This is a genomic window from Comamonas humi (assembly GCF_054782535.1).
Genome location: NZ_BAAGSH010000003.1, coordinates 86,234 through 109,724, shown reverse-complemented (window position 1 = coordinate 109,724; position 23,491 = coordinate 86,234). Strand labels below are relative to the sequence as shown.

Sequence of the window (23,491 nt, the reverse complement as noted above, 5' to 3'; positions counted from 1 at the left end):
ACACAGCGGGAGCCCTGAGCTCCCGTTGTCAATCAGGAAGGGTATTACGCACCCACCGGGCATGCGTCGTTGATCTGGTCGTTGTCCATTGACTATTTAGCAATACCAAATGAAGGCTCATTGCCGCTCCAGGCTGGTTGCGGTTGGTTGTGCCTGGCTCTGCCAGCGACTGCTGACCTCAACACCGGTCATCCGGGTCGGCGAGGACCAGCGTTGAATACTCGTGTAGCGCCTATTAGCGCGTGCGCGTCGTGTTGAAGCCAGACTACTCGGCCGTCGGAGACGCCGGTGCCACGCTGAGGGCCGGTCCGCTGCGTAACTGATCGAGCACCGCTTGAACCCGCGCCAGTAGGTCATCGTAGGTGACGATGTCGACGACACCTTTGGAATCGCGACGCAGCACTTCGAATTCGCGCCGTTGCGCATTGGACAGCGTGTTGCTGCGCCCCATGATCACAATGCCGGAGGGGTTGACGATCCGAATCCGAAAACCCACAGGCAGGTCGGCTCGCAACAGTTGGGTCAAGTAGTCCTCACCAGCCGGCCCCCAACGGCTAAGATGCCTCAGGTAATGAGTGACCTGCCCCATGGCACCGACTAGGTCGCGCATCGGTAAATGGTGATCGCGATAGCGCACCGGCAACATGATGGGCTTGCCCATCGGCTTCTTGATCTCGATGACGTCGACGTTACCTGATGCATCGACCAAGAGGATGTCGATGCGCCGCCAAGTGCAGGCGTCGGCGTCCCAAAGCCTGACCTCGGCGAAAGCCTTGATGTACCTGGGATTCAGTAGCAGGATGATCTCTACGATCTCCAATTGCCACTGCGCCTCGGAGGTTCCTGCCTCGTTGGCCAACATGGCCTGCAGCCGTTCCAGAGCGAAGGCGTATTTGGCGATGTCGAACTGGCGAAAGGGGGCCTCAAGGTTTGGCGCGGTCGCCACGGTGCGCCTGTCGACATAGACATTTAGCAGCGCTTCCGCGTCGATTGCCGGCTCGGCGTACTGGCGAACCACAGTTGCGACACGCGCCTGGACATAGCGGCGAAGTTCGTACGGCGTCGGGAACTGGTTCAGCAACCGCTCGTATTCGGGGATCGGAATGGCGTCCGGATCTGGGCCGCCGATGACGATGCGCTCAAGGCCGAGGCTTTGAACGATGTTTAGGATGGACACCTTGCGTTCGGCACTGAACCATTTCCAGTTGGGCCGCGCGTCCTGATGCAACAGGACCGGTGTCTCAAAACCAAGGACCCGGGGCTTGAATCGGAAGTACACGCCGTCTGCTGTCGCAATGGCAAACACCAATCGATTGTCGTCAATCCACAGGATGTCATCGTCATCGCCGGCAGCATTGGTTTTTTCTTTGGCAGCGTCTTCCACAAGGTCCTTCGACGTGAGGTGGAACGTGCCCTTCACAAGCAGCTCTTCGTCCCGTTCGAACCTTTCGCGAACCCAACTGGTGTCGTCGCGCGGGCGGTAGATGAGATAGAGCTCGTTGTCGGAGACTTCGAATTCGACGGCAGGTTTGGTCATGCTCACTTCTGGACGAGGCGATTTTCATCGTGGCCAACGACGTCGATGTCGTCGCAATCAGCAGGGAGTGCCGCCGGTCAACAGTGGATGCGTTCAACGGTGTCCGGTTGGTCCTTACGGCGCCTCGGCACTGATCTTAAAGACAAAGCTTGGTTGCATGCACTTCACTCACTGAGGCGGCAGGAAGTCTGCAACTTGGCCGACTGATCATGTATTACTTGGTCTTTTAGCATGCTGGCGTAATTCGAGACAAGCGCCTCGCCTTTGGCTCCCTCGGTGCGTGGGGAAGGTTGCGGTGACGCCCGCCTTGCTCTTGCCGTCGTGTTCCCAGCCAGCCTAACGCTGACGAACGGCGTGCGGCACAATCCCAAGACGCAACACGTTCGAGTGCAAGGGAGGTTCAGTGATCAAGAAGATTCGAATCCGCGGGTATCGCATCCATCGCGATTTGACGATCTACCCAAATCCAAAGCTGAACCTCATCGTCGGAGGCAACGAGTCTGGCAAGTCCACGCTTATAGAGGCCATCGTGCTGGCCCTCACCGGGAGAATAAATGGGCGAAGCGCCGCCGAGGAACTCAATCCGTACTGGTTCAACGCTGCCGATGTTGCCGACTTCATCGTCAAGCGAGCAGCCGGCGAACTGACGCGGCTGCCAGAAATTGACATTGAGATCTTCCTGGACAACGTCCCGGAACTTCAGGAGCTCTGCGGGGCCCACAACTCCAACCTGCCCACCGAGGCATGTCCGGGCGTGCGGGTCCGCTGCTTGCCCAATCCCGACTATCTGGCGGAACTCCAGGCTTGGGCGACTGCGCCAACCCCGCTCCTTCCTGTCGAGTACTACTGCGTCGAATGGTCGACCTTCGCGGACGTGAGACTGACCATGAGGCCGCGGGCGCTAACGACCGCAGTGATCGACGCGCGCACCGTGCGCAGCTCTGGCGGCGTTGACTATCACTTGCGGCAGATTCTGGGCAGCCAGCTCGAACCACAGGAGCGGGCCAGCATCTCCCTTCAGTACCGTCAGGCCAAGGCGGCGCTGTCGGAATCGGCCTTCAAGACGGTGAACCAGCGCATCGGGCAGCTTCACGCGGCACTGCATGCCCAGCCCATCGCGCTTGCGATGGACCAGACGGCGCGGACCTCCTGGGAGGAGTCAGTGGCTCCCCATGTGGCGGGCGTCCCGTTCACGATGTCCGGGCAAGGACAACAGTCAGCGATCAAGATCGCGCTGGCCATGAACCGGCATGCGGGTCATGCCAAGTACGTTACCATCGAAGAGCCTGAAAACCATCTGAGCCATACGAGCCTAGCTACGCTGCTGGACAGGATGGGCGCCTTGGCCAGCGATGACCAGCAGCTCTTCATCACGACTCACAGTTCAAGCGTCCTCAACCGGCTCGGCATTGAAGCCCTGCAGTTCCTCGGCCCAGCCGCCCCCGTCAAGCTCGATGAGTTAAGTTCGGGGACCGTGGGTTATTTCAAGAAGCTACCGGGCTTCGACACGCTGCGGCTCGTACTGGCCGACAAGATTGTTCTGGTCGAAGGTCCGTCGGACGAGATCATTTTCGAGCGGGTGTTCGTGGACCTCTTCGGCAAGCGTCCAATGGCATGCGGCATCGATGTCGTGAGCATGAGGGGGTTGTCGCTGGCTCGCGGCCTGGAACTATGCCATCGCCTGGGCAAGAAGGTTGCGGCGACGCGTGACAACGACGGCATCGACCCGGCCGAGCTCCGAAAGCCGTTAGCGCAGTGGCTGGCCGCCGGCCAGCGGGAGGTGTTCATCGGTGAAGTCGCCCATGGCCACACGTTGGAGCCACAGCTGATCCATCACTGCGGCGAGGCGCAGTTGCGCACCATCCTCGGGATTACCGACACGGCAAACCTCGAAACCTGGATGACCCGTGAGAAAACGGAAGCCGCGCTGCGCATCGCGAGCTCCTCAGAGGCCGTCACGGCGCCTGCCTACATGCTGCAGGCTGCAAAGTTCATACATGGCTAAGCGGGTCACGCTGGCGGTAGCTGGGTCACGCAAGACCCAGGGCATCGTGGAGCACTGCGCAAGCCTGCCAGCGGCGCGGCGAGTCCTTGCGTTGACCTACACACAGAAGAATCAACAGGAACTACAGGACCGCCTAGCCCGGCACGCTGGCGACCACCTGAACATCGAGGTGCTCGGCTGGTTCACGTTTCTCCTACGGCATTTCGCTAAACCCTTCCTCCCCTTCATGTTCCCCGGCGAGAAGATTCGGGGCTTCAACTTCGAAGGCATGCCGTACCGCATGGCCAAGGGCAAGGCGCGCTTCCTCGACAAGGGAGGTGCCGTCTACCGGTCAGAGCTCGGCCGCCTTGCTTTCGAGCTGATCACTGCCAGCAAAGGCGCGCTCATCCGCAGGTTGGAGGGTATCTACGACGAGATCCTGATCGACGAGGTGCAGGACTTGAGTGCCTACGACTGGGACATCCTTGATGCGCTGCTGAGCTCCAGCATCGAAATATGGATGGTTGGCGACATCCGCCAGGCCGTTCTCGCGACAAATGGGCGCAGTTCCAAGAATAAGAAGTACGCCTACGCGGATGCAATCAACTGGTTCAGAACCCGCGAGAAAAAGGGCCTCGTCGCGATCAGCGAAAGCACCGTCACCTGGCGATGCCACCCTCAGATCGCGGCGTTCTCGGACCTGATCTTCGACTCGTCGTGGGGCTTCCCGAGCACCGTCTCGAAGAACGAGACGGTAACAGGCCATGACGGCGTGTTCCTGATCCGTGACGAGCACGTCGCGGCCTACGTGTCCGCCTACAGCCCGCAGAGCCTGCGCCACTCCGCCTCTTCCGCGAAAAAACTGGACCTGGCCTTCATGAACTTTAAGGTGGCCAAGGGGGCTACTTTTGCGCGTGTGCTGATCGCGCCAACATCCCCGATCACCGATTTCATCCGAAACGGTGCCAGCATGGAACCACTAGCAGCATCCAGCTTCTACGTCGCGGTGACGCGGGCCGAGCAAAGCGTTGCCATCGTGCTCGACGATCCGGGCGATTCGAAACTTCCGTACTGGACGCCGCCTGTGAGTACTGGACACCGCCGGTGATTGCCGGCCACGGCAGCAAGCCTGACACCCGCGCGTTACTGGCGGTCGCTGGGACCAAAGACAGCTTGGTGGCAACCAGCGGGAATTCATCGGTGGCCACCGGCAGCAATCGCTGCAAAGTCGAGGTTGGTAGTTTGGAACCTGCTGCAGGCTGTCTGTAGCCGCTCAGTGTTGGCAGGTGAACGTCGGCTCAAGCCGAAACCGGTCGAACGATCATCAACACGGCGGATGTCCATGAGCGCAGGCGTGGGTGCGAATGACGCAGGCACCCAACCGGCTGTTGATAGTCTGAAAACTACTCGCGGTGCGATTTCAGGCGTGGTTAACGAGTAACCGATTTAAGTTGGCCGTCAACTGGTCCTCAACTCCTGCGGTAGACATGGACCAAACCTCCGCCAGCTCGCTGCACACCTTCCATGCGTCCCAAGGTTTTAAAGGCGCTGAACCATCTAACGTAAAGGGACCATCGGTCTCAGGCAGCACCCTGTCAATCGGCATCCTTGCCGCTAGACCCCGCCCCTTTTCGCCTGCCAACATCGCCGGCCCTACGCTAAACCAGCATCCCAACCTTATCGCCGCTTGGAGTTCCGTGAGTCCGCCTGAGAACCAGTGCAGGACAGGCAAGCCAACCGCGCCGGCTTGAGCAAGGAGTTCGACCGTCCGTCCAGCCGCCCCGCGGGAGTGAATGCTAATGACCCGCCCCCCCTGCCTGGTGCACTCTGCAAGAGCCGCTCGAAAGATGCGCTCTTGCAGAGCGAGGCTCGCCCGGAAGCGTGATGAGCCGTCCAGCCCGATTTCGCCGATGAACCTTGCGTTAGCAACACCGCCGACAAGCTGATCGAGCTCCATGGACTTCGCCGACGCGACCTCTGGATGCAGCCCAAGGCCGACCTTGATGTTCTCCAGGCCGGAGAACACCCGCGAGGTGGCCGTGTATGCCCTCGGACTGGTCGTGACAACCAACGTAAACCTGTTGCGGGTGTTGGTTTCGCGTGCCAACACCAGCCCGTTCTGGTACAGGTCGAGATGCGAGTGAAAGTCAATCACAGGACACGGTGATCGCGGAGAAGGCGACCCAGCTCAGCCAGCCCACGCTCAACAACACCTTCGAACGCTACGCGCTCACTTGGGCTCGCGAAAGCAGCAAACTGTCCCGCCGTGAAGGCCCGCACGCCGCTCTCCTCAACCTTCATCACAGCTGCCGCGACGGCGGCTACGTCGTTGGCCCCCCGTTCAGGTTGAGCGGTTTTCAGATCGCTGAAGTGATAGCCCTTGGGGGTTGTGTCGGTGATGCCTGAACATAGGAAGGCCGACCTTCGTACTAGGCAGGGAACGCAGCGACCACAGTGTTGCAACCCGTACACCGCATACCGACCGCAGCTCGTCGACTGTCCCGCCAGCTCGGAAAGGCGAAGCTTATCGAGGCAGCGCTCCATCATTTCCGCCTTCGTCATCGCTGCGTAAGGCAATTGAAGGTTGGCAGGGATTCCTAGTCGCGACCAGATGGCCTGGAGGCGACGCATGAACACCGGGTGTGTGGTTTTGGTACTCAGACTCCCTACACGTCCGGCGTTCAGAGGGACGTTCAGGCTGATAAGACCGTTCTCAGGGACGATTACATCTAGCGAGGTACTGCCCGTTGCGTCGGCGTGGCTATCTGCCGCGAGGGCCGCGAATGCGAAAAATACGATGGATCTGCCACGCGTGGACCCTTCTCCATCACGCTGCGGCTTTAGCCAGATGTTCTGATTCCACTGAAGATGGCGGTCACCACCACCGAGTGTCCGCGCATAGAGGACCTGAGTTTCTGAGTCACCCTTGGCGATATGTGACACGAAGATGGGGGAACGCCCACCCGCTGTCAAGTCGAGCGCCCCAACCAGACTGTCCAATCCGCCGGAGAGAAGCGACACGCAGTCCGCGTCATGGACTACGCGATGCTTGGGAATCGGTGGCGGGTAACCACCCTCCAGAAAGCTGATGTGCCAGAAGTCACCGGTCAAAAACCGTAGCGTTTGCTGGATGTCGTCCGTAAGCTCCACGAACGGTGCCGGCTCGTAGAGGACCACCTCCAATTCGATTACACGCGTCCAGCCATCGGCCGACAGGTTGCGCTCTACGGCATGGTCAGCGGCGTTGACAGCAAGGGCCAGGGTCAGGAAGTCCCAACTTGCTTTCCCAGGTTCGACACCTGCGCGCTTGATATCCTCAATGAGCGAAGCGCCCACGATGCTGACATCCGGGAGTCCATCGTGTCCGTACATCGAGAAGTACGTGACATCGGCTGAGCGATTCTCGGGAATGGCGTCCTTCGGTGCACAAAAAATTCTGGTCATAGCTCTGCCTCGAAGAGCTCGAATGTCATCATCAACGCCTCCTGAAGAATCGCATCGAGTTGGTTCCGCGTTGGGTTCGCAACCGTGCCTTTCAACATGTCTACATGTAGACCAATCTCGTTCTTGAGGAAGCGCCGCATCTCTCGTTCACGGATTACAACAGTTGTAGGATCAAGCTGAGCGCTCTCGAAAACTGGCCCTAAGTCGAAGCACAGACGATTGGCGGCTTCGATGGCCAGGTATCCCTTTATCAGCTCCCAGATGTCGTTGACATGCATGGACAAGGGATCGACGCTGGTGTCATCCCTCAGCAGTTCGTGCAGAGCCAGCGCCATAGCGTCCCGAAATGACTCTTCGTCAGGGCTCCCACCAGTCGGCGCTAGCTCACGGACTATGGCGTCCACCACGTCTTCAGCCGACGGATTGGTTGCTTGTAGGTTCTCAACCCACTGGCGAGCTTCGCTGGACGCGCCCTGGCTCACCGCATTCAGGAATGAAAAGAGTGATGACCCGGCACGAGTGGAGGCCCGCATGCGGCTCGCCGCAGCTTGCGCACCGCCACTTCCGCGTCGCGAGTATTGCCCTAAGGCCTTGCGAAGGTGCTGTGAGTCGCCGTTCCGGAGGAACTTTCCCATCTCCCGACGGGCGTCGCCGTAGCGGGCCGGTGGCGCGACACCAGCAGCACCCGCAGGTGAGACTGCAGGTTCCGCGTCCCCAGGTGGAACCGCCCCTCCTTCGCCAACTGCCACAGCAACGTCATCGAGCCACGGTGGATCAAGGCTCACGCCAGACCCTGGACCGGCACTTGAAGTGGATGTGCCCATTACTTCGCCCCCTTCTGGAGGTACTGGCGCGACTTGGCCAGCGTCTCGGGGTCATCCGCCCAGTTGCTGAGCAGGGCTTGAGCCCAATCCCTCTGCCGAAGCAACGGCATCAGTGCCACATGACGCTTGCTTCCTGGAATCTCGGAGAACACAGATGCGAGCTGAACTCCCAATTGAGGATGAGCGTCAGTGCAATTCAGGCATCGAACGATGTCTTCCTCCTGCCACTGGTCCTCTCGCGCCTTGCGCACCGCCCGATTTAGAATTCGCGACACATCTCCCTCGCCAAGGGCCGCCAGTCGAGGCACGAGCAACTTTGACACGTCAGTCGCTTCCATGGTTGCCTCCAGTAGCTTCTTGGCCTCCGCCGACAAATCGTCATAGGCCGCCAGGCCCAAGCTGCGGTCGCGGCTGAGATGAAGGATGGGCCGTAGGTCTTTCGTCGCGAGTTGTGGATTCAGCCTGACCCACTGCTCATAGAAGTCACCGGCCCAGGACGGATGCGGCGGCTCATACTTTTCTGCGGACTGGGCTGCTTTTTCGACGCCGACGAGGAACGCTGCCTTCCCATCGGCGCTTGATGCGACCGACTTGGCCAAAAACTCGAATGCAGCGCTTGAAGCACACCGCTCAAAGAGCTGAATCTTCACAAGTTCCTGCAACGCCAGAGGCATGTCCATCGCACCGGCAACGGTCTGCCGAATCATCAAGTTGTTGAGAAAGCGTTTGATGAGACGCGGGTTGCCCGCGATTTCGGCAGAGGTCACGAGCAGCGGCGCGAGTTGGTCCGCGATGTCGAGCTCTCTGGACACCACCGCCTTCTCGGCCGCGAACGCCTCATCGAGAAACTCTCGTGAAATCCCTGCCTCCCAAGACTTCTTGAGGCGAGCAAGAACAACAGTCTGGCCGCTCGCCTGAACCTCCTCCGACATTCGCTTCTGCCGAACGGCCAGGTCGGTCAGGAGCAAGGCCAGATATGCTTTGACTTCGTTCACGCCGAGCCGCGGTACGCGCAAGGGAATCTGAATGAGCTTGTCAAAATAGCTGGTGACCAGCCCCTCCTCAATTTCCACGCCTTTGAAGTGAGCTCGGACTGCCCCTCGAATCATGCTTTCGTCGGCGGCAATGAGGAAGGCGGTTCTTTTGACGTGCAGAAGCAAGCGCATTGCCTCCAGCGTGCTGATCGCTGTGTTTGGAAGGCATCGGTCGAGGTCGTCGACGAAGACCACCAAGTGCACGTCGAGCTTCTCCAACAGCTCCTCGAAGGCCTGGCGGAGGCCCTCGATCTCTTTTGGAAGAGAGGTTTCCTTCTTCTCGCCGATCATTTCCTTCAGCTCGGGGCTCAACTCGGAATACGCCTCTTGCACAGCCTTGAGGTTTTCTGCACGCGTCTGTTCGTCGTTCAGGCCCTGAACCAAGCCGCTGACAGCGCCGAACAGCGTTCCCAGTGGACCCGCCGCTACGGTTCCGACCGCGACGTGTGCAATGACCGGTGCGGCAAGTCGACCAACCTTTAAAAGCTTGACCCTCTTGGCGAAGTCCAGCGCCTTGTCAATGAAAGTTTTGCGCTTACTTGCTTCCTCAACCAAACGGTCGGATACCGCCTGAAGAAGCGCCTGACGAGCGTCCTCGTAGCCTTGGTAGAGCCATGCGTTGAACTCCATCAGGATGTAAGAGGACTCATCGCCATCCTTCTTGGTGCCTGCCTCGAGGTGCGCGCGAACATGCTTCACTAGCGTTGATTTGCCTGCGCCCCATCCACCGGATATTCCAATGGTCAAAGGCGTCTCCCCCGCATCCCGTATGAGGGTTGCGGCCGCGTTGGCGACCAGGCCAAAGTTCAGCAGGTCAACCTCGGCCTCGATGTCGTGCCACATCTCCATTCCTCCCTGATTTCTTCGCTGCCGTTGGAGGCCGGATGCGATGCATCGAACGCGTTGTCGCGATGCGTTAGCTCTTGGTCCCCTCGCACGCGTGGCTCGCTCTATAGCAGGAACTGAGCGGGCCGATCCAGCCTGACCGAACAACTGTAACAGGTCTTATCGGGTGCCTCATTCGTGCTGGCGTGGCCGACTGGCGAGGTCGCTTTTGAATGCGCTGTGGCCGCGATCTGGGTGCTGCTCAGTCCCAAGGACTGCTTGCTGCAGCTTTGAGGGCCATGTTGAACCTTCGCTTGGCCACCCTCGTGCACGGCAGCTTTGAGACCTTGGGGCTACCTCCGCTTTGGGTTGGGCGAGTCCGCCGCATTAGCAGGCACGTGTCGTTCACGGCGCGACACGGAGAGGTGGCGACGGGATGGCCGCTGTGCCACCTTTCGGCAAAGGTCATGGTGGCACCGGGCACTGTGCTGAAGGTCGGCTTGATGGTAGTCAGCGTGAGTCCGCCACATCACCGTGACCGGCGGCAATCGCTGCCAAGCCGTCTTTGACCTTGAAGGTAGGCCTGGGTACGCCACCCCATCTGCTGACGAACCTTCCTCGCTTTTCCCTCGGAAAAACCTGACCTGTCCGAAGGCCTTTGTTGAAGCCTTGAGCAGCAAGCCGACGGCAAGATCAATCTGGGCAGCCACTCGCGTGCCCCGCGACGCTCGAGTTCTTCAAGACCGTACAAAAGAAGAAAGGCGGCAAACCGAAGCTTGCAGCCTTTGCTTTTTGTGGGTTTTTATGTGGTACAAAAATCAAATATCTTCGTAAGATGTTGATTTTTATATCATCTTGGCGGAAACGGAGGGATTCGAACCCTCGATGAGGCTCTACACCCCATACTCCCTTAGCAGGGGAGCACCTTCGGCCACTCGGTCACGTTTCCAATCCGCGTATTCTAACCCGAAAATTAAGCCTCTTTCGGCAAATCGGTAGCATCCAGGCCAAAGGCCGTATGCAATGCGCGCACGGCCAGTTCCAGGTACTTCTCGTCGATGACGACGGAGGTCTTGATCTCAGAGGTGGAGATCATCTGGATGTTGATGCCCTCTTCGCTCAGCGCGCGGAACATGGTGCTGGCCACGCCCACGTGGCTGCGCATGCCGATGCCCACGATGCTGACCTTGCAGATGTTGGGGTTGCCGACGACCTCGTCCGCGCCCAGCTTGGGCACGACCTTTTCGCGCAGCAGCTCGATGGTGCGGTTGTAGTCGCCCTGGCTGACGGTGAAGCTGAAGTCGGTCTTGCCGTCCTTGCTGATGTTCTGCAGGATCACGTCGACATCGATGTTCGCGTCGGCCACCGGACCCAGGATCTGGTAGGCGATGCCGGGGGTGTCGGGCACGCCCAGGACGGAGATTTTGGCTTCGCTGCGGTTGAACGCGATGCCGGATACGACGGCCTTTTCCATTTTTTCGTCTTCCTCAAAGGTGATCAAGGTACCGGACCGGGCTTCTTCGTCCAGTGCGATATCCCAGGGCGTGAAGCTGGAGAGCACGCGCATGGGCACTTTGTACTTGCCGGCGAATTCCACCGAGCGGATCTGCAGCACTTTGCTGCCGAGGCTGGCCATCTCCAGCATCTCTTCGAAGCTCACCGTCTTCAGGCGGCGGGCGCTCTGTACCACGCGCGGGTCGGTGGTGTAGACGCCGTCCACGTCGGTGTAGATCAGGCACTCGGCAGCCTTCAGCGCCGCAGCCACGGCCACGGCCGAGGTGTCGGAGCCGCCACGGCCCAGCGTGGTGACGTTGCCGTCGGCATCCACGCCCTGGAAGCCGGTGACGATGACCACCTTGCCCTGGGCCAGGTCGTTCTTCACCCGCTTGTCGTCGATGGAGTCGATGCGCGCCTTGGTGTAGCTGCTGTCGGTGCGGATCGGCACCTGCCAGCCCGCGTAGCTGACCGACTGCATGCCTTCGGCCTGCAGCGCAATCGCCAGCAGCGCGGACGAGGCCTGCTCGCCGGTGGCGGCCAGCGCGTCCATCTCGCGGTAGTAGGACTGGTCTGCCTTCGCAGGCGCCAGTTCGCTGGCCAGGCCGAGCAAGCGGTTGGTTTCGCCACTCATGGCGCTGGGCACCACCACCATCTGGTGGCCTGCACGCGCCCATTTGGCGACGCGTTTGGCAACATTGCGGATGCGCTCCGTGGAGCCCATGGATGTGCCGCCGTATTTGTGAACGATCAATGCCATTGGATATCAGGATGACGAAAAACGGGGGTCGGCGCTACTGCAAATTGTTTTGGCACGCCGTCGGATTCGTCTTTATTCAGACCAAAACCCGCTAATTGTACCAATCGATCACTTCACCCTGGCGTTCGATGTGTCCCCGGCCCGTCTTCAGGTGGATTCGGTGGCCGCGCGTGGTGCAGTGTGCAAGCTGGCGCAGCAGCTCCTGCAATTGCGCCGCCGAGGGCGTGGTCTGGTGATGGGCCTTGAGCCAGTGGCGCAGCACATTGGCCTGGCGCTGCGCGCTCAGGGCCTGCAGCGCACGGATGTTCGGCGGCACGCCGACCAGGGCGAGGTCTTGCGCGGCCAGCTCCTGCAAGAGCTGCGCGGCATCGGCCGCATGCGCGGCGCTGCGGGCCAGCGTGGCGCGGATGGCGGGGAAGGCGCCCTCCAGCGCCGGCAGCACCTGGGCGCGGATGCGGTTGCGCGTGAAGGCCGGATCGGCGTTGGTGGGGTCTTCGATCCACGGCACGCCCGCCTCGCGCAGCGCCGCGCGGATGTCGGCAGCGCCCAGACCCAGCAATGGGCGAAACCAGGCCAGGCCATTGCGCTGCCACTGCGCCGGCATGCCGGCCAGCCCGGCCACGCCGGCGCCGCGTGACAGCGCCAGCAGCACGGTCTCGATCTGGTCGTCGCCATGCTGCGCGAGCGCGATGGAACGGATCGCCAGGCCACCCACGCCTTGCTGCGCCGCCTGCGCCAGCGCGCCGTAGCGGGCGATGCGCGCCGCGTCCTCGGGGCTCTGGCCGCTCTGGTGGCGAGCGTCGACTCGCACCACCGCCAGCGGCACCTGCCACTGCGCGCACAGGATTGCGCACTGCGCCTCGAAGGCATCGGCCGCGGCCTGCAGCCCGTGGTGCACGTGGATGGCCGCCACCTGCCCCGGCCAGCGGCGCGCCGCCGCCCACAGCAGCGCGGTGGAGTCGGCGCCGCCACTGAAGGCCACGGCCAGCGGCAGCGGCGGGTTCCAGTCGGCCAGGGCGTCGGTGAGGCAGTGGATGGGCATGGCGTGGGGATAAAGCAAAGCCTCCACGAAGGAGGCTTGTGCTGGCATGGTAGCCAACTCTCAAAAAATGAGCTGCTTGCGCTTGTTCAGCAAGGATTTCAAATGTTTTTCATATTGAAACCGACCTGCAGCAGGCGCCAGCAGCTATGCTTTTCAGTGATCGGCCTTGGTGTCGTTGAAGCGGCCGTAGCTCTGCAGGCGCGCGTAGCGGCGGTCCAGCAGTTCCTTGGGCTTGAGGTCGGCCACCTGGCGCCACACGTCGCCGAGCGCGCGCTTGAGCAGCGCGGCCATCTGCTTGTGGTCGCGGTGCGCGCCGCCTACGGGCTCGTGCACGATCTTGTCGACCAGGCCCAGCGCCTTCAGGCGGTGCGCGGTGATGCCCATGGCGTCGGCGGCGTCCTGGGCCTTGTCGCTGGTCTTCCACAGGATGGAGGCGCAACCCTCGGGGCTGATGGTGGCGTAGATCGAGTACTGCAGCATCAGCACCTGGTCGGCCACCGAGATGCCGAGCGCACCGCCCGAGCCGCCTTCGCCGATGATGGTGGAGATGATGGGCACCTCGAGCTGCGACATCTCGTAGATGTTGCGGCCGATAGCCTCGGACTGGCCGCGCTCCTCGGCGTCGATGCCGGGGAAGGCGCCGGGCGTGTCGACGAAGGTGAACACCGGCAGCTTGAACTTCTCGGCGGTCTTCATCAGGCGCAGCGCCTTGCGGTAGCCCTCGGGCTTGCTCATGCCGAAGTTGCGCAGCGTGCGCTCCTTGGTGTCGCGGCCCTTCTGGTGGCCGATGACCATGCAGGCGTTGCCGTTGAAGCGCGCCAGGCCGCCGACGATGGACTGGTCGTCCGCGAAGTGGCGGTCGCCGTGCATCTCGACGAAATCGGTGAAGATCTCGCGCACGTAGTCCATGGTGTAGGGACGCTCGGGGTGGCGCGCGATCTTGGTGATCTGCCACGGCGTGAGCTCGCCATAGATGTCCTTGGTGAGCTGCAGGCTCTTCTTGCTGAGCTGGTCGATCTCTTCCGAGATGTCGACCGCGCTCTCGTTCTGCACGTAGCGCAACTCTTCGATTTTGGTTTCGAGCTCGGCAATCGGCTGCTCGAAGTCCAGGAAGGTTCTTTTGGCCATTTTTATCTCTCCTCACAGGGCCGCGGCCCTGGAAAACGCCCGACAGTGTACCCGCAGGGCGATGGCAGGTTCAAGTCGGCAAATACTATTGTTTTGGTAGCTTATAGCGCTTATGTATAGGGCGCTACTGGCCGATTTACCTGGATACGCCCATGCCCTACTGCACGGCGGCCCAGGTCGTGCCCTGGGCGGAATCCTTCAGCGCAATGCCTTGCGCCAGCAGCTCGTTGCGGATGCGGTCGGCCTCGGCAAAGTTCTTCGCCGCCTTGGCCGCGGCGCGCGCGGCGATCTGCTCTTCAATTTGTGTTTTTGAAGGGCGGGACACAATGGCAGGCACACCAAACCGCACCGGCGAAAGCGAAGAAGGCTCCAGCACCGTTGGCGGCATCCACTGCAAATAGGCATCAGGATCGCCTTGCAGTAGGCCCAGAAGACCGCCCAGCGCTTTCAACAAACCAGCAGCTTTGAGTCCACGCGTGCGATTAACTTCGCCCGCCAGCTCGAACAGTACGGCCACCGCCTCGGGCGTGCCGAAGTCCTCGTCCATCGCGGCCTTGAAGCGCGCGGCATGCGGGTCCGCCCAGTCGATGGCAGTCGCAGCCGGCGCCGGCACCGAGGCCAGCGCCGTGTACAAACGGCGCAGCGCGGCGCGCGCGTCGGCCAGGTGCGCGTCGCTGTAGTTCAGCGGGCTGCGGTAGTGGCTGCGCACGATGAAGAAGCGCACCGTCTCGGCGTCGAACTCCTTGAGCACGTCACGGATGGTGAAGAAGTTGCCCAGGCTCTTGGACATCTTCTCGTTGTCCACGTTGATGAAGCCGTTGTGCATCCACACCTGGGCCAGTTGCTTGCCGCTGGCACCTTCGCTCTGCGCGATCTCGTTCTCGTGGTGAGGGAACTGCAGGTCGGCGCCGCCGCCGTGGATGTCGAAGCTCTCGCCCAGCAGCGCGCAGCTCATGGCCGAGCACTCGATGTGCCAGCCCGGGCGGCCCGCGCCCCAGCGGCTGGCCCACTTGGCCTCGTCGGGCTCGCTGTCCTTGGCCTGCTTCCACAGCACGAAGTCGAGCGGGTCCTGCTTGCCCTCCTGCACCGCCACGCGCTCGCCGGCCTGCAGGTCGTCGAGCGACTTGCCCGACAGCTTGCCGTAGCCCGCGAACTTGCGCACCGCGTAGTTCACGTCGCCGCCCGGCGCCTGGTAGGCCAGGCCCTTGTCCTGCAGGGTGTCGATCAGCGACAGCATCTGCGGCACGTACTCGGTGGCGCGCGGCTCGTGCGTGGGCCGCTCTATGCCCAGCGCGTCAGCGTCCTCGTGCAGCGCGGCGATCATGCGGTCGGTCAGGCTGCGGATGGTCTCGCCGTTTTCGACCGCGCGGCGGATGATCTTGTCCTCGATGTCGGTGATGTTGCGCACGTAGTCCAGCGTGTAGCCGCTGGCGCGCAGCCAGCGCTGCACCACGTCGAAGGCCACCATGGAACGCGCGTGTCCGAGGTGGCAGAGGTCATAGACCGTCATGCCGCACACATACATGCGCACATGGCCCGGCGTGAGCGGGGTAAACGTCTGCACCTCACGCGACAGCGTGTTATAGATACGCAAGCTCATGGAAAATGGATGGAAGGGCCCGGCCGGGACAGCGCCCGCCGCAGCGTCAGACAATGGTTTTCGCGTCGCGGCAAGGCATAAGAGCCCGCCGCTACAATGCCCGCAAGTATAAGCCGCGCAGCCACTGCACCGGCTATGACACACTGCCACCCATGCACTTCCTCCCCATCTCTCTCTTTTCGCGCCACCTCGCCGTTGCCGCCCTCGCGTGCTGCGCGGCCCTGGCCCATGCCGACGAATACAGCGCCGTCGAGAAGCTGCTCAAGGGCGGCCGCGCCCAGCAGGCGCTGGAGCAGATCACCGACAAGGTCGCCAAGGCGCCGCGCGATCCGCAATGGCGCTTCCTGCGCGGCGTGGCCGAGGCCAACCTGGGCCAGGCCGACAAGGCCATCGCCACCTACACGCAGCTGACCGAGGAGTACCCCGAGCTGCCCGAGCCCTACAACAACCTGGCCGTGCTCTACGCCGGCCAGAACCAGCTCGAGAAGGCCAGCTCGGCGCTGCAGGCGGCCATCCGCGCCAACCCGCAGTACGCCACCGCCCACGAGAACCTGGGCGACATCTACATCAAGCTGGCCGAGAAATCCTACGCCCAGGCCATCCAGCTGGCGCCTGCGCAGCAGCCACGCCTGCAGCCCAAGATCAGCAGCCTGCGCCTGCTGGTCACGCCCACGCAGCCGGCAGCCGGCACGGCGGCGGAAAAAAACCCTGTCTCCGCCCCTTGAATTCGCCGCGCGCCCCCAAATAACTCCGTTAGCATCGGCGCCCGCGTCTCTTTTGCGCTCCCCATAGGAATCCCTGCATGATCAGCAAGCGACAGACCCTGCTCTCCCTCTCGGCCCTGGCCTTCACCTCGGTGTTCGCGCTGTCGGTCCAGGCCGCGGACAAGCCCGAGGTCAAGCTCAGCACCTCGCTGGGCGACATCGTGGTCGAACTGGAGCCGCAGAAGGCCCCCAAGACCGTGGAGAACTTCCTGCAGTACGTGAACGAGAAGTTCTACGACGGCACGGTGTTCCACCGCGTGATCAACGGCTTCATGGTGCAGGGCGGCGGCTTCAGCGCCGACATGCAGCAAAAGCCCACGCGCGCGGCCATCCCGCTCGAGGCCAGCAACGGCCTCAAGAACGACACCTACACCATCGCCATGGCCCGCACCTCGGACCCGAACTCGGCCACGGCGCAGTTCTTCATCAACGTCAACAACAACGACATGCTGAACGCCCCCAAGCCCGACGGCCACGGCTACGCCGTGTTCGGCAAGGTCGTCAAGGGCATGGACGTGGTCGACAAGATCAAGCTGGTGGCCACCGGCAACCGCGGCCCGCACCAGAACGTGCCCACGACGCCGGTGGTGATCCAGTCCGCCACGGTCGTCAAGAAATAACGCTCTCCCTCTTCTCACCCATCAAGGAAACCCAACCATGAGCAATCCCCAAGTCGAACTGCACATCAAGGACTACGGCGTGATCACGCTGGAGCTGGACGCGGCCAACGCCCCCAAGTCCACCGAGAACTTCCTGGCCTATGCCAAGAGCGGCCACTACGACGGCACCATCTTCCACCGCGTGATCCCCGGCTTCATGGTCCAGGGCGGCGGCTTTGCCTCCGGCATGGACCAGAAGCCCACGCAGGCCCCGATCCAGAACGAAGCCGCCAACGGCCTGAAGAACAACAACTACACCATCGCCATGGCCCGCACCAGCGACCCGCACTCGGCAACGGCGCAGTTCTTCATCAACGTGGCCAACAACGACTTCCTGAACCACAGCTCGCCCACGCCGTCCGGCTGGGGCTACGCCGTGTTCGGCAAGGTGGTCAAGGGCACCGAAGTGGTCGACCAGATCAAGGGCGTGAAGACCGGCAGCCGCGGCATGCACCAGGACGTGCCCAAGGAAGAAGTCATCATCGAAAAGGCAGTCGCCCTGTAAATCCGCCTATGGCCATCGCCACCGACACACCGGCTTTCGGGGCCATGGCCGACCTCGCTGCTCCCGCTGGCTGGAGCAGCATCGAGATCATCTCCGACCTGCACCTGCAGCCGTCGGAGCCCCACACCTTCGAGGACTGGCAGCGCTACCTGCGGGCCAGCACAGCCGGTGCCGTCTTCATCCTCGGCGACCTGTTCGAGGCCTGGGTCGGCGACGATGCGCTGCTCGAGCCCGGCAGCTTCGAGGCGCAATGCGCCGCGCTGCTGCGCCAGGCTGCCCGGCAGCGCCCCCTCTTCTTCATGCACGGCAACCGCGATTTCCTGATCGGCGACGCGTTTGCCCGGGCTGCTTCGCTTCGCCTGCTGCCCGATCCCACGCCGCTGGCTTTCCTCGGCCGGCGCTACCTGCTCAGCCACGGCGACGCGCTGTGCCTCGATGATGTGGAATACCAGCGCTTTCGCGCCCTGGCGCGCAGCAGCGCCTGGCAGGCCCAGCTGCTGGCCCAGCCGCTGGCCGCGCGCCGCCAGCTCGCCGGCCAGATGCGCAGCGAAAGCACCGCGCGCCAGCAGCGCGAAACCATCTACGCCGACGTGGACACGGCCGCCGCCCTGGCCTGGCTGGATGCGGCACAGGCCGACACGCTGGTCCACGGCCACACCCACCGCCCGGCCGAGCACGCGCTCGATGCAGCGCACCGCCGCGTGGTGCTCAGCGACTGGGACACGGACACCGATCCACCGCGTGCCGAGGTGCTGCGCATCGACCGCCAGGGCCTGCGCCGCATCGCGCTGGCGGACTACCTGCGCCAGCCGCCGCAATGAGCTGGCTGCGACGCATGGCCAACGCGGTGCGCGCCGCCGTGGCCCCGGTGCCCGCCGTGGCCTCCGGGCTGTGGCTCGAGGCCATCCACGGCTATCCCTTCCTGCAATCGCTGCCGCTGGAAGATCAATCCAAGCTGCGCGCGCTCAGCGCCCTCTTCCTGCACCACAAGCAGTTCCATGGTGCGCACGGCCTGGTCGTGACCGACGCCATGGCCGTCACCATCGCCGCGCAGGCCTGCCTGCCGCTGCTGCACTGGGGCGATGCCCGCGCAGCGCTGCGCAACTACGATGACTTCGTCGGCATCGTCGTGCACCCGGTCACCATGGTCGCTACCCGCGATGCGCTCGACGAGGACGGCATCGTGCACCGCCACCAGCAGTTCCTCGACGGCGAGGCCATGGAGCGCGGCCCGGTCACGCTGAGCTGGCAGGCCATTGCCGACAGCGGCGCGCATGCCGAGCGCGGCAGCAATGTGGTGATCCATGAGTTCATGCACAAGATCGATATGCGCAACGGCCATGCCGATGGCTACCCGCCGCTGCCCGCCGGCTTCCTGGGCGCCGCCAGCGCCGCCGAGGCCCGCCAGCGCTGGCTGGGCACCTGGCAGCCGGCCTTCCAGCACTTCCGCGAGGCCGTCGTCAAGGCCCAGCGCTTCGGCGAGCCCGCCCCCTGGCTCGACGCCTATGGCGCCACCGCGCCGGGCGAATTCTTCGCCGTGGCCTGCGAAGCCTACTTCGTCAACCGCCCGCAGTTCCGCGCCGAATGGCCCGAGCTGGACCGGTTGCTGCAGGCGTATTTCCAACACACGCCTTACATCCGGTAGCATAGCGCGCTTTGCACCCCCTGCGCGAGGCACGGCAGTCCCTCTGAAAAGCGCAGACTTTCCACTCTCCCATGCGCGTCGAACACCGCAACCATTTCGATCTCGTTCGCCTGCTGACGGCCTGGTCCGTCATCGTTGCGCACCATTTCCCCATCACCGGTGCCACGGCACCCGGCTGGCTGAGCAACCAATGGCTCCATTGGGCCTGGCTGGGAGGCGTGGCGGTGATGACCTTCTTCGTCATCAGCGGCTACCTCGTCACCCTGAGCTGGCGGCGGGAGCCGCGCCTGCTGCCATTCATGTGGAAACGCGTGCTGCGGCTCTGGCCGGCGCTTTTCGTGTCCGTGCTCGCCTGCGTCTTTGTGTTCGGCCTGGCCTTCACTTCGCTGCCGGCCCATGAATTCCTGGCATCGCCTGGTGTTCGCGCGTTCGCCGTCAACCTGTCTCTGCTCAAGGCCGAAACCGGCTTGCCGGGGGTGTTCACCGGGCAGCCGGTGCCGGAAGCGATCAACGGCCCCTACTGGACGATTCCGCTGGAATTCCTCTGCTACTGCGCGCTGGCCCTGGCCGGCGTGCTGGGCCTGCTGAAGCACCGCACCTGGGGCTCGTTGGCGTGCGGCGGCTACATGCTGTGGTACCTCGTGTTCCGGAATGAGGACATTTCCGGCGAAATCCAGCTCTGGCCCATGTACACGGCGTATTTCGCGGCCGGCGCCCTGATCGCGCTGAATGCCGGCTGGTTCCACCGCCATGTGCGCAAAATCCTGGCCCTGCTGCTGCCCCTGTGCCTGGCAGCCTATTTCTTCACCCCCTACCTGGCCACCGCGCGGTTCCTGCTCTGGCCCGCGCTCATCATCGCGCTGGGCAGCATTCCTGCCCGCAGCGACTGGCTGCGGCGCTGGGGCGATCCTTCTTACGGCGTCTACCTGTATGGATTTCCGATCGCCCAGTCGGTGACCATGCTGTGGCCCGGCCTCCCGTTCACCGCCAACCTGGCGATTTCCATCACGGCGGCCACGGCCATGGGCGTGCTGTCCTGGAAGTACATCGAATCGAAGGCGCTCCGCTTCAAGGATAGGTTCTCACCGGCACCGCTGCAGCTGGGCGGCGCCCAGCCGCATTTTCAGTAGGTCCCGGCCAGCGACTTGAGCCACAGCACGCTGTCGCGCAATTCCTGCGGATGCAACTCGTGGCGGCACGGGTACTCGCGGTAGTTCAGCGCCAGCGGCAGGGGCTGCACATGGTCGCGCACCCGGTGCGCCATGGCCAGCGGGATCACGTCGTCCTGCGTGCCGTGGCTCACCCACAGGCCATGGCCCTGCAGCTCAGCCGGCGCGGCCTGCTGGGCCAGCATCTCGGCCAGCAGCCGACCGTGCCAGACCATGGCGGCCTGCAGCAGCGCGGGCCGCGTCAGCAGCAGCGACAAGGCCATGATGCCACCCTGGCTGAAGCCGCCCAGCACCGTGCGCGCGGGCGGCACCTGCAGCTGCTGGCCGGCTGCTACGCAGGTCTGCTCGATCAGCGCGCGGCTGGCCTGCTCCTGGGCTTCGTCGATGATGCGGCCGCCATCGGGCCGCAGGCCGAACTGGAACCAGCCGTAGGAGTTGGGGCCCAGCGTGATCGGCGCGCGCAGGCTGAGCACATGGAACTGCGCCGGCAGGTAGTCGGCCAGGCCGAACAGGTCCTGCTCGTTGCTGCCCACGCCGTGCATCAGCACCAGCAGCCAGGCCTCGCCAGCCCCGGCTGCTTCGATGGCAGCAGGGCGGTACAAATGTTGTAGCGGCAAATCCAGCATCTCGTGTCCCTTTCAAAAAGCTTGCCGCACAATACCGGGCCATGACCATGCCATCACGCAGCCCGGCCGGCAGCATCACCCGCGTTCGCGGCATCGAGGTAGGCCACTATACCGACACCCGCCGCCCCACGGGCTGCACCGCCGTGCTTGCGCGGGGCGGCGCCGTCGCAGGCGTGGATGTGCGCGGCGCCGCGCCCGGCACGCGCGAGACCGATCTGCTGCACCCCAGCAACTTCGTGCAGCAGGTGCACGCCGTGATGCTCGCCGGCGGCAGCGCCTGGGGGCTGGATGCGGCCTCGGGCGCGATGCGCTGGCTCGAGGAGCAAGGCGTGGGCCTCGACGTGGGCGTGGGCCGCATCCCGCTGGTGCCGGCCGCGGTGCTGTTCGACCTGGCGGTGGGCGACATGCGCATCCGCCCCGATGCGGCCGCCGGCTATGCCGCCTGCCAGGCGGCGGGCAGCGTCGATCCGGCCCAGGGCAATGTGGGCGCCGGCGCGGGCGCCGTGGTGGGCAAGCTGTTCGGCATGGGCCGGGCGATGAAGGGCGGCATAGGCACGGCCTCGTGCACCGTCGGCGGCGTGACGGTGGGCGCGCTCATCGCCTGCAACGCCGTGGGCGATGTGGTCGACCCGGCCACCGGCCGGCCCGTGGCCGGCGCGCGCACCGCCGATGGCCAGGCCCTGCTCGACGCCCGGCGCGCGCTGCTCGCTGGCGAGACCGCCACCTCCATCATCCAGGGCACCAACACCACCATCGGCGTGATCGCCACCGACGCCGCCCTCACCAAGGCCCAGGCCCACCGGCTGGCCACGGTGGGGCACGACGGGCTGGCGCGCGCCATCAACCCGGTGCACACCATGTCGGACGGCGACACGCTGTTCTGCCTGGGCACCGGCCTGGCCGACCCGGGCCACATGTCGGCCAGGCCAGGCATGGCCGTGCTCGCCACCATGGCCGCCGAGGCCGTGGCCCAGGCCACGCTACAGGCCGTGTGGGCCGCGCAGGCCATCGCGCTGGCCGCGCCGCATGCGCTGGCCCTGCCCTGCGCTTCCGACTTCCTCCCCCGCTGAGATTCCGCCCCCATGCGCCGCGCCTACGCCATCCGCCAGACCATCACCACCGCGCTGCTGAATATCCGCGACGCGATCCTCTCGGCCGGGCCGCTGGCCATCCTGGCCGTTGCGCTGCCCATCCTGGCCTACTGGTGGCTCAAGCCCACGCCGCCCGACGAGGTGCGCCTGTCCACCGGCCCGGCGCAGAGCGCCTACGCGGCCTTCGGCGAGCGCTACCAGGCGGCGCTGGCGGCCAACGGATTCAAAGTGGACCTGGTGGCGAGCGAGGGTTCGTCCGACAACCTGAAGCTGCTGCGCGAAGGCGCGGTGGACCTGGCCTTCGTGCAGGGCGGCTCGGGCGGCATCCAGCCCGAGGACCTGGAATCGCTGACCTCGCTGGGTGCGCTCTTCGTCGAGCCGGTGTGGCTGTTCTACCGCAGCGACGCGGCACAGAGGCTGGGCAAGCCGCGCATCGCCAACCTGGGCCAGATCAAGGGCTGGCGCGTGAACGTGGGCACCGACGGCAGCGGCGTGCCCACGCTGCTCGAAAAGCTGCTCGGCGCCAACCACGTCGAGCTGAAGGACGTGCAGCTGTCGCACCTGTCCGAGACGCCGGCGGTGGTGGAGTTCCTGGCCGGCCGCATCGACCTGCTGGTGCTGGTCTCGGCGCCCGAGTCGCTGATGGTGCAGATGCTGCTGCAGACGCCCGGCGTGCAGCTGATGGACTTTCCGCAGCACGAGGCCTACAGCCGCAAGTTCAACTTCCTCACGCCGGTGACGCTGCCGCGCGGCATCGTCGACCTGGCGGCCAACATCCCGCCACACGACGTGCGCCTGGTGGCCTCGACCACGTCGCTGCTGGTGCGCGAGGACGTGCACCCGGCGCTCAAGCAGATCTTCGCGCAGGCCTCGCAGAACATCCACAGCAGCGCGGGCTGGTTCAACCGCGCGCGCGACTTTCCCAACACCAAGAGCAGTGAGCTGCCGGTGGCCAGCGAAGGCGTGCGCGCCATCAACGAGCCTTCGCCGTGGCTGCAGCGCTACCTGCCGTTCTGGCTGGCCAACCTGATCGAGCGCATGGGCCTGGTGCTGGGCGTGATGATCGCCTTCCTGCTGCCGCTGTCGCGCATCGTGCCGCCGCTGTACCAATTCCGCGTGCGCTCGCGCGTGTTCCGCTGGTACGGCCGCCTGCGCGAGATCGAGCACGAGATGGAGGAAGGCGGCTTTGACCGCGACAAGCTGCGCGAGGAGCTGGACCAGCTCGCCCGCCGCGTCGAAGGCGTGAGCGTGCCGCTGTCGTACGCCGACGAACTGTATGCGCTGCGCAGCCATATCCGCGGCGTGCGCAAGAAGCTCGATGCGCTGGGCGCCAAATAAAAGATAGCTGCTGGCGCTTGTT

Annotated in this window: 20 protein-coding genes and 1 tRNA gene; 10 read left to right on the top strand and 11 right to left on the bottom strand. The window is 63.8% G+C overall.

Features of this window, described 5'->3' with window-relative positions; all coding sequences use genetic code 11:
• Window positions 1-265: 265 nt before the first annotated feature.
• On the bottom strand, window positions 266-1,537 hold the full coding sequence (locus ACYVKR_RS02840) for a Shedu immune nuclease family protein (RefSeq protein WP_460479236.1): 1,272 nt from the start codon (window positions 1,535-1,537) through the stop codon (window positions 266-268).
• 403 nt (window positions 1,538-1,940) lie between these two features.
• On the opposite strand from ACYVKR_RS02840, the gene ACYVKR_RS02835 reads away from it, so the two are divergent.
• Window positions 1,941-3,542, top strand: a complete 1,602-nt coding sequence (locus tag ACYVKR_RS02835) for an ATP-dependent nuclease (protein ID WP_460479235.1) — start codon at window positions 1,941-1,943, stop codon at window positions 3,540-3,542.
• Entirely contained in the window at window positions 3,535-4,629 is a 1,095-nt protein-coding gene (locus ACYVKR_RS02830; RefSeq protein WP_460479234.1) for a DEAD/DEAH box helicase family protein, read from the top strand. Before ACYVKR_RS02835 ends, ACYVKR_RS02830 begins: the two co-directional genes overlap by 8 nt.
• A 312-nt stretch (window positions 4,630-4,941) precedes the next feature.
• Here ACYVKR_RS02830 and qatD read toward each other — a convergent pair whose 3' ends face one another.
• From qatD to cysS, 9 genes are all read right to left on the bottom strand, one after another.
• Window positions 4,942-5,676, bottom strand: a complete 735-nt coding sequence (gene qatD / locus ACYVKR_RS02825) for a TatD family hydrolase (protein WP_460479233.1) — start codon at window positions 5,674-5,676, stop codon at window positions 4,942-4,944.
• Window positions 5,673-6,965, bottom strand: a complete 1,293-nt coding sequence (qatC, locus tag ACYVKR_RS02820) for a Qat anti-phage system QueC-like protein QatC (RefSeq protein ID WP_460479232.1) — start codon at window positions 6,963-6,965, stop codon at window positions 5,673-5,675. The genes qatD and qatC overlap by 4 nt, the downstream gene beginning before the upstream one ends.
• On the bottom strand, window positions 6,962-7,600 hold the full coding sequence (gene qatB / locus ACYVKR_RS02815) for a Qat anti-phage system associated protein QatB (protein ID WP_460479231.1): 639 nt from the start codon (window positions 7,598-7,600) through the stop codon (window positions 6,962-6,964). The genes qatC and qatB overlap by 4 nt, the downstream gene beginning before the upstream one ends.
• A 188-nt stretch (window positions 7,601-7,788) precedes the next feature.
• On the bottom strand, window positions 7,789-9,666 hold the full coding sequence (locus ACYVKR_RS02810) for a KAP family P-loop NTPase fold protein (protein ID WP_460479230.1): 1,878 nt from the start codon (window positions 9,664-9,666) through the stop codon (window positions 7,789-7,791).
• Between the two features lie 838 nt (window positions 9,667-10,504).
• A tRNA-Ser gene (locus tag ACYVKR_RS02805) sits at window positions 10,505-10,597 on the bottom strand.
• A 24-nt stretch (window positions 10,598-10,621) separates the two neighbouring features.
• Window positions 10,622-11,902, bottom strand: a complete 1,281-nt coding sequence (locus ACYVKR_RS02800) for an aspartate kinase (RefSeq protein ID WP_460479229.1) — start codon at window positions 11,900-11,902, stop codon at window positions 10,622-10,624.
• Window positions 11,903-11,993: 91 nt separating this feature from the next.
• Window positions 11,994-12,944, bottom strand: coding sequence for a tRNA lysidine(34) synthetase TilS (tilS, locus tag ACYVKR_RS02795; RefSeq protein ID WP_460479249.1), 951 nt, complete (start codon window positions 12,942-12,944; stop codon window positions 11,994-11,996).
• Between the two features lie 153 nt (window positions 12,945-13,097).
• Window positions 13,098-14,072 (bottom strand): acetyl-CoA carboxylase carboxyltransferase subunit alpha, encoded by a 975-nt coding sequence (locus ACYVKR_RS02790; protein ID WP_460479228.1) that lies wholly within the window; start codon window positions 14,070-14,072, stop codon window positions 13,098-13,100.
• Window positions 14,073-14,229: 157 nt separating this feature from the next.
• On the bottom strand, window positions 14,230-15,672 hold the full coding sequence (gene cysS, locus ACYVKR_RS02785; RefSeq protein ID WP_460479227.1) for a cysteine--tRNA ligase: 1,443 nt from the start codon (window positions 15,670-15,672) through the stop codon (window positions 14,230-14,232).
• Window positions 15,673-15,824: 152 nt separating this feature from the next.
• Here cysS and ACYVKR_RS02780 point away from each other — a divergent pair, with 152 nt between their 5' ends.
• The 6 genes from ACYVKR_RS02780 (at window position 15,825) to ACYVKR_RS02755 (ending at window position 20,375) form a co-directional block, all read left to right on the top strand.
• Window positions 15,825-16,397, top strand: coding sequence for a tetratricopeptide repeat protein (locus tag ACYVKR_RS02780; RefSeq protein ID WP_460479226.1), 573 nt, complete (start codon window positions 15,825-15,827; stop codon window positions 16,395-16,397).
• Window positions 16,398-16,474: 77 nt separating this feature from the next.
• The gene (locus tag ACYVKR_RS02775; protein ID WP_460479225.1) at window positions 16,475-17,056 is read left to right on the top strand and encodes a peptidylprolyl isomerase; all 582 of its coding nucleotides are present in this window, start codon (window positions 16,475-16,477) and stop codon (window positions 17,054-17,056) included.
• A gap of 37 nt (window positions 17,057-17,093) precedes the next feature.
• Window positions 17,094-17,600 carry a peptidylprolyl isomerase gene (locus ACYVKR_RS02770; RefSeq protein ID WP_460479224.1) on the top strand — a complete coding sequence of 169 codons (507 nt, stop codon included), beginning with the start codon at window positions 17,094-17,096 and terminating at the stop codon, window positions 17,598-17,600.
• An 8-nt stretch (window positions 17,601-17,608) separates the two neighbouring features.
• Entirely contained in the window at window positions 17,609-18,421 is an 813-nt protein-coding gene (locus ACYVKR_RS02765; RefSeq protein ID WP_460479223.1) for a metallophosphoesterase family protein, read from the top strand.
• Window positions 18,418-19,245, top strand: coding sequence for a M90 family metallopeptidase (locus ACYVKR_RS02760; RefSeq protein ID WP_460479222.1), 828 nt, complete (start codon window positions 18,418-18,420; stop codon window positions 19,243-19,245). Before ACYVKR_RS02765 ends, ACYVKR_RS02760 begins: the two co-directional genes overlap by 4 nt.
• Window positions 19,246-19,316: 71 nt before the next feature.
• Window positions 19,317-20,375, top strand: coding sequence for an acyltransferase family protein (locus tag ACYVKR_RS02755; RefSeq protein ID WP_460479221.1), 1,059 nt, complete (start codon window positions 19,317-19,319; stop codon window positions 20,373-20,375).
• Here the strand turns inward: ACYVKR_RS02755 and ACYVKR_RS02750 are convergent.
• Window positions 20,369-21,040: an alpha/beta hydrolase gene (locus ACYVKR_RS02750; RefSeq protein ID WP_460479220.1), complete on the bottom strand. Its 672-nt coding sequence runs from the start codon at window positions 21,038-21,040 to the stop codon at window positions 20,369-20,371. The two genes, ACYVKR_RS02755 and ACYVKR_RS02750, sit on opposite strands and share 7 nt — an antisense overlap.
• 47 nt (window positions 21,041-21,087) lie before the next feature.
• Here ACYVKR_RS02750 and ACYVKR_RS02745 point away from each other — a divergent pair, with 47 nt between their 5' ends.
• Together ACYVKR_RS02745 and ACYVKR_RS02740 are read left to right on the top strand one after the other, a co-directional pair.
• Complete coding sequence (locus ACYVKR_RS02745; RefSeq protein WP_460479248.1) at window positions 21,088-22,110, top strand: P1 family peptidase; 1,023 nt, start codon at window positions 21,088-21,090, stop codon at window positions 22,108-22,110.
• Window positions 22,111-22,122: 12 nt separating this feature from the next.
• Window positions 22,123-23,469, top strand: coding sequence for a TAXI family TRAP transporter solute-binding subunit (locus ACYVKR_RS02740; RefSeq protein ID WP_460479219.1), 1,347 nt, complete (start codon window positions 22,123-22,125; stop codon window positions 23,467-23,469).
• The last annotated feature ends 22 nt before the right edge of the window (window positions 23,470-23,491 follow it).

Excerpts from the sequence above, each read along its gene's own strand:
- ACYVKR_RS02750 (WP_460479220.1), bottom strand. The coding sequence starts at position 21,040 with ATGCTGGATTTGCCGCTACAACATTTGTACCGCCCTGCTGCCATCGAA.
- tilS (WP_460479249.1), bottom strand. The coding sequence starts at position 12,944 with ATGCCCATCCACTGCCTCACCGACGCCCTGGCCGACTGGAACCCGCCG.
- qatC (WP_460479232.1), bottom strand. The coding sequence starts at position 6,965 with ATGACCAGAATTTTTTGTGCACCGAAGGACGCCATTCCCGAGAATCGC.
- ACYVKR_RS02810 (WP_460479230.1), bottom strand. The coding sequence starts at position 9,666 with ATGTGGCACGACATCGAGGCCGAGGTTGACCTGCTGAACTTTGGCCTG.
- ACYVKR_RS02755 (WP_460479221.1), top strand. The coding sequence starts at position 19,317 with ATGCGCGTCGAACACCGCAACCATTTCGATCTCGTTCGCCTGCTGACG.
- ACYVKR_RS02800 (WP_460479229.1), bottom strand. The coding sequence starts at position 11,902 with ATGGCATTGATCGTTCACAAATACGGCGGCACATCCATGGGCTCCACG.
- ACYVKR_RS02790 (WP_460479228.1), bottom strand. The coding sequence starts at position 14,072 with ATGGCCAAAAGAACCTTCCTGGACTTCGAGCAGCCGATTGCCGAGCTC.
- ACYVKR_RS02760 (WP_460479222.1), top strand. The coding sequence starts at position 18,418 with ATGAGCTGGCTGCGACGCATGGCCAACGCGGTGCGCGCCGCCGTGGCC.
- ACYVKR_RS02745 (WP_460479248.1), top strand. The coding sequence starts at position 21,088 with ATGCCATCACGCAGCCCGGCCGGCAGCATCACCCGCGTTCGCGGCATC.
- qatB (WP_460479231.1), bottom strand. The coding sequence starts at position 7,600 with ATGGGAAAGTTCCTCCGGAACGGCGACTCACAGCACCTTCGCAAGGCC.
- cysS (WP_460479227.1), bottom strand. The coding sequence starts at position 15,672 with ATGAGCTTGCGTATCTATAACACGCTGTCGCGTGAGGTGCAGACGTTT.
- ACYVKR_RS02740 (WP_460479219.1), top strand. The coding sequence starts at position 22,123 with ATGCGCCGCGCCTACGCCATCCGCCAGACCATCACCACCGCGCTGCTG.
- ACYVKR_RS02765 (WP_460479223.1), top strand. The coding sequence starts at position 17,609 with ATGGCCATCGCCACCGACACACCGGCTTTCGGGGCCATGGCCGACCTC.
- ACYVKR_RS02770 (WP_460479224.1), top strand. The coding sequence starts at position 17,094 with ATGAGCAATCCCCAAGTCGAACTGCACATCAAGGACTACGGCGTGATC.
- ACYVKR_RS02830 (WP_460479234.1), top strand. The coding sequence starts at position 3,535 with ATGGCTAAGCGGGTCACGCTGGCGGTAGCTGGGTCACGCAAGACCCAG.
- ACYVKR_RS02840 (WP_460479236.1), bottom strand. The coding sequence starts at position 1,537 with ATGACCAAACCTGCCGTCGAATTCGAAGTCTCCGACAACGAGCTCTAT.
- ACYVKR_RS02780 (WP_460479226.1), top strand. The coding sequence starts at position 15,825 with ATGCACTTCCTCCCCATCTCTCTCTTTTCGCGCCACCTCGCCGTTGCC.
- ACYVKR_RS02775 (WP_460479225.1), top strand. The coding sequence starts at position 16,475 with ATGATCAGCAAGCGACAGACCCTGCTCTCCCTCTCGGCCCTGGCCTTC.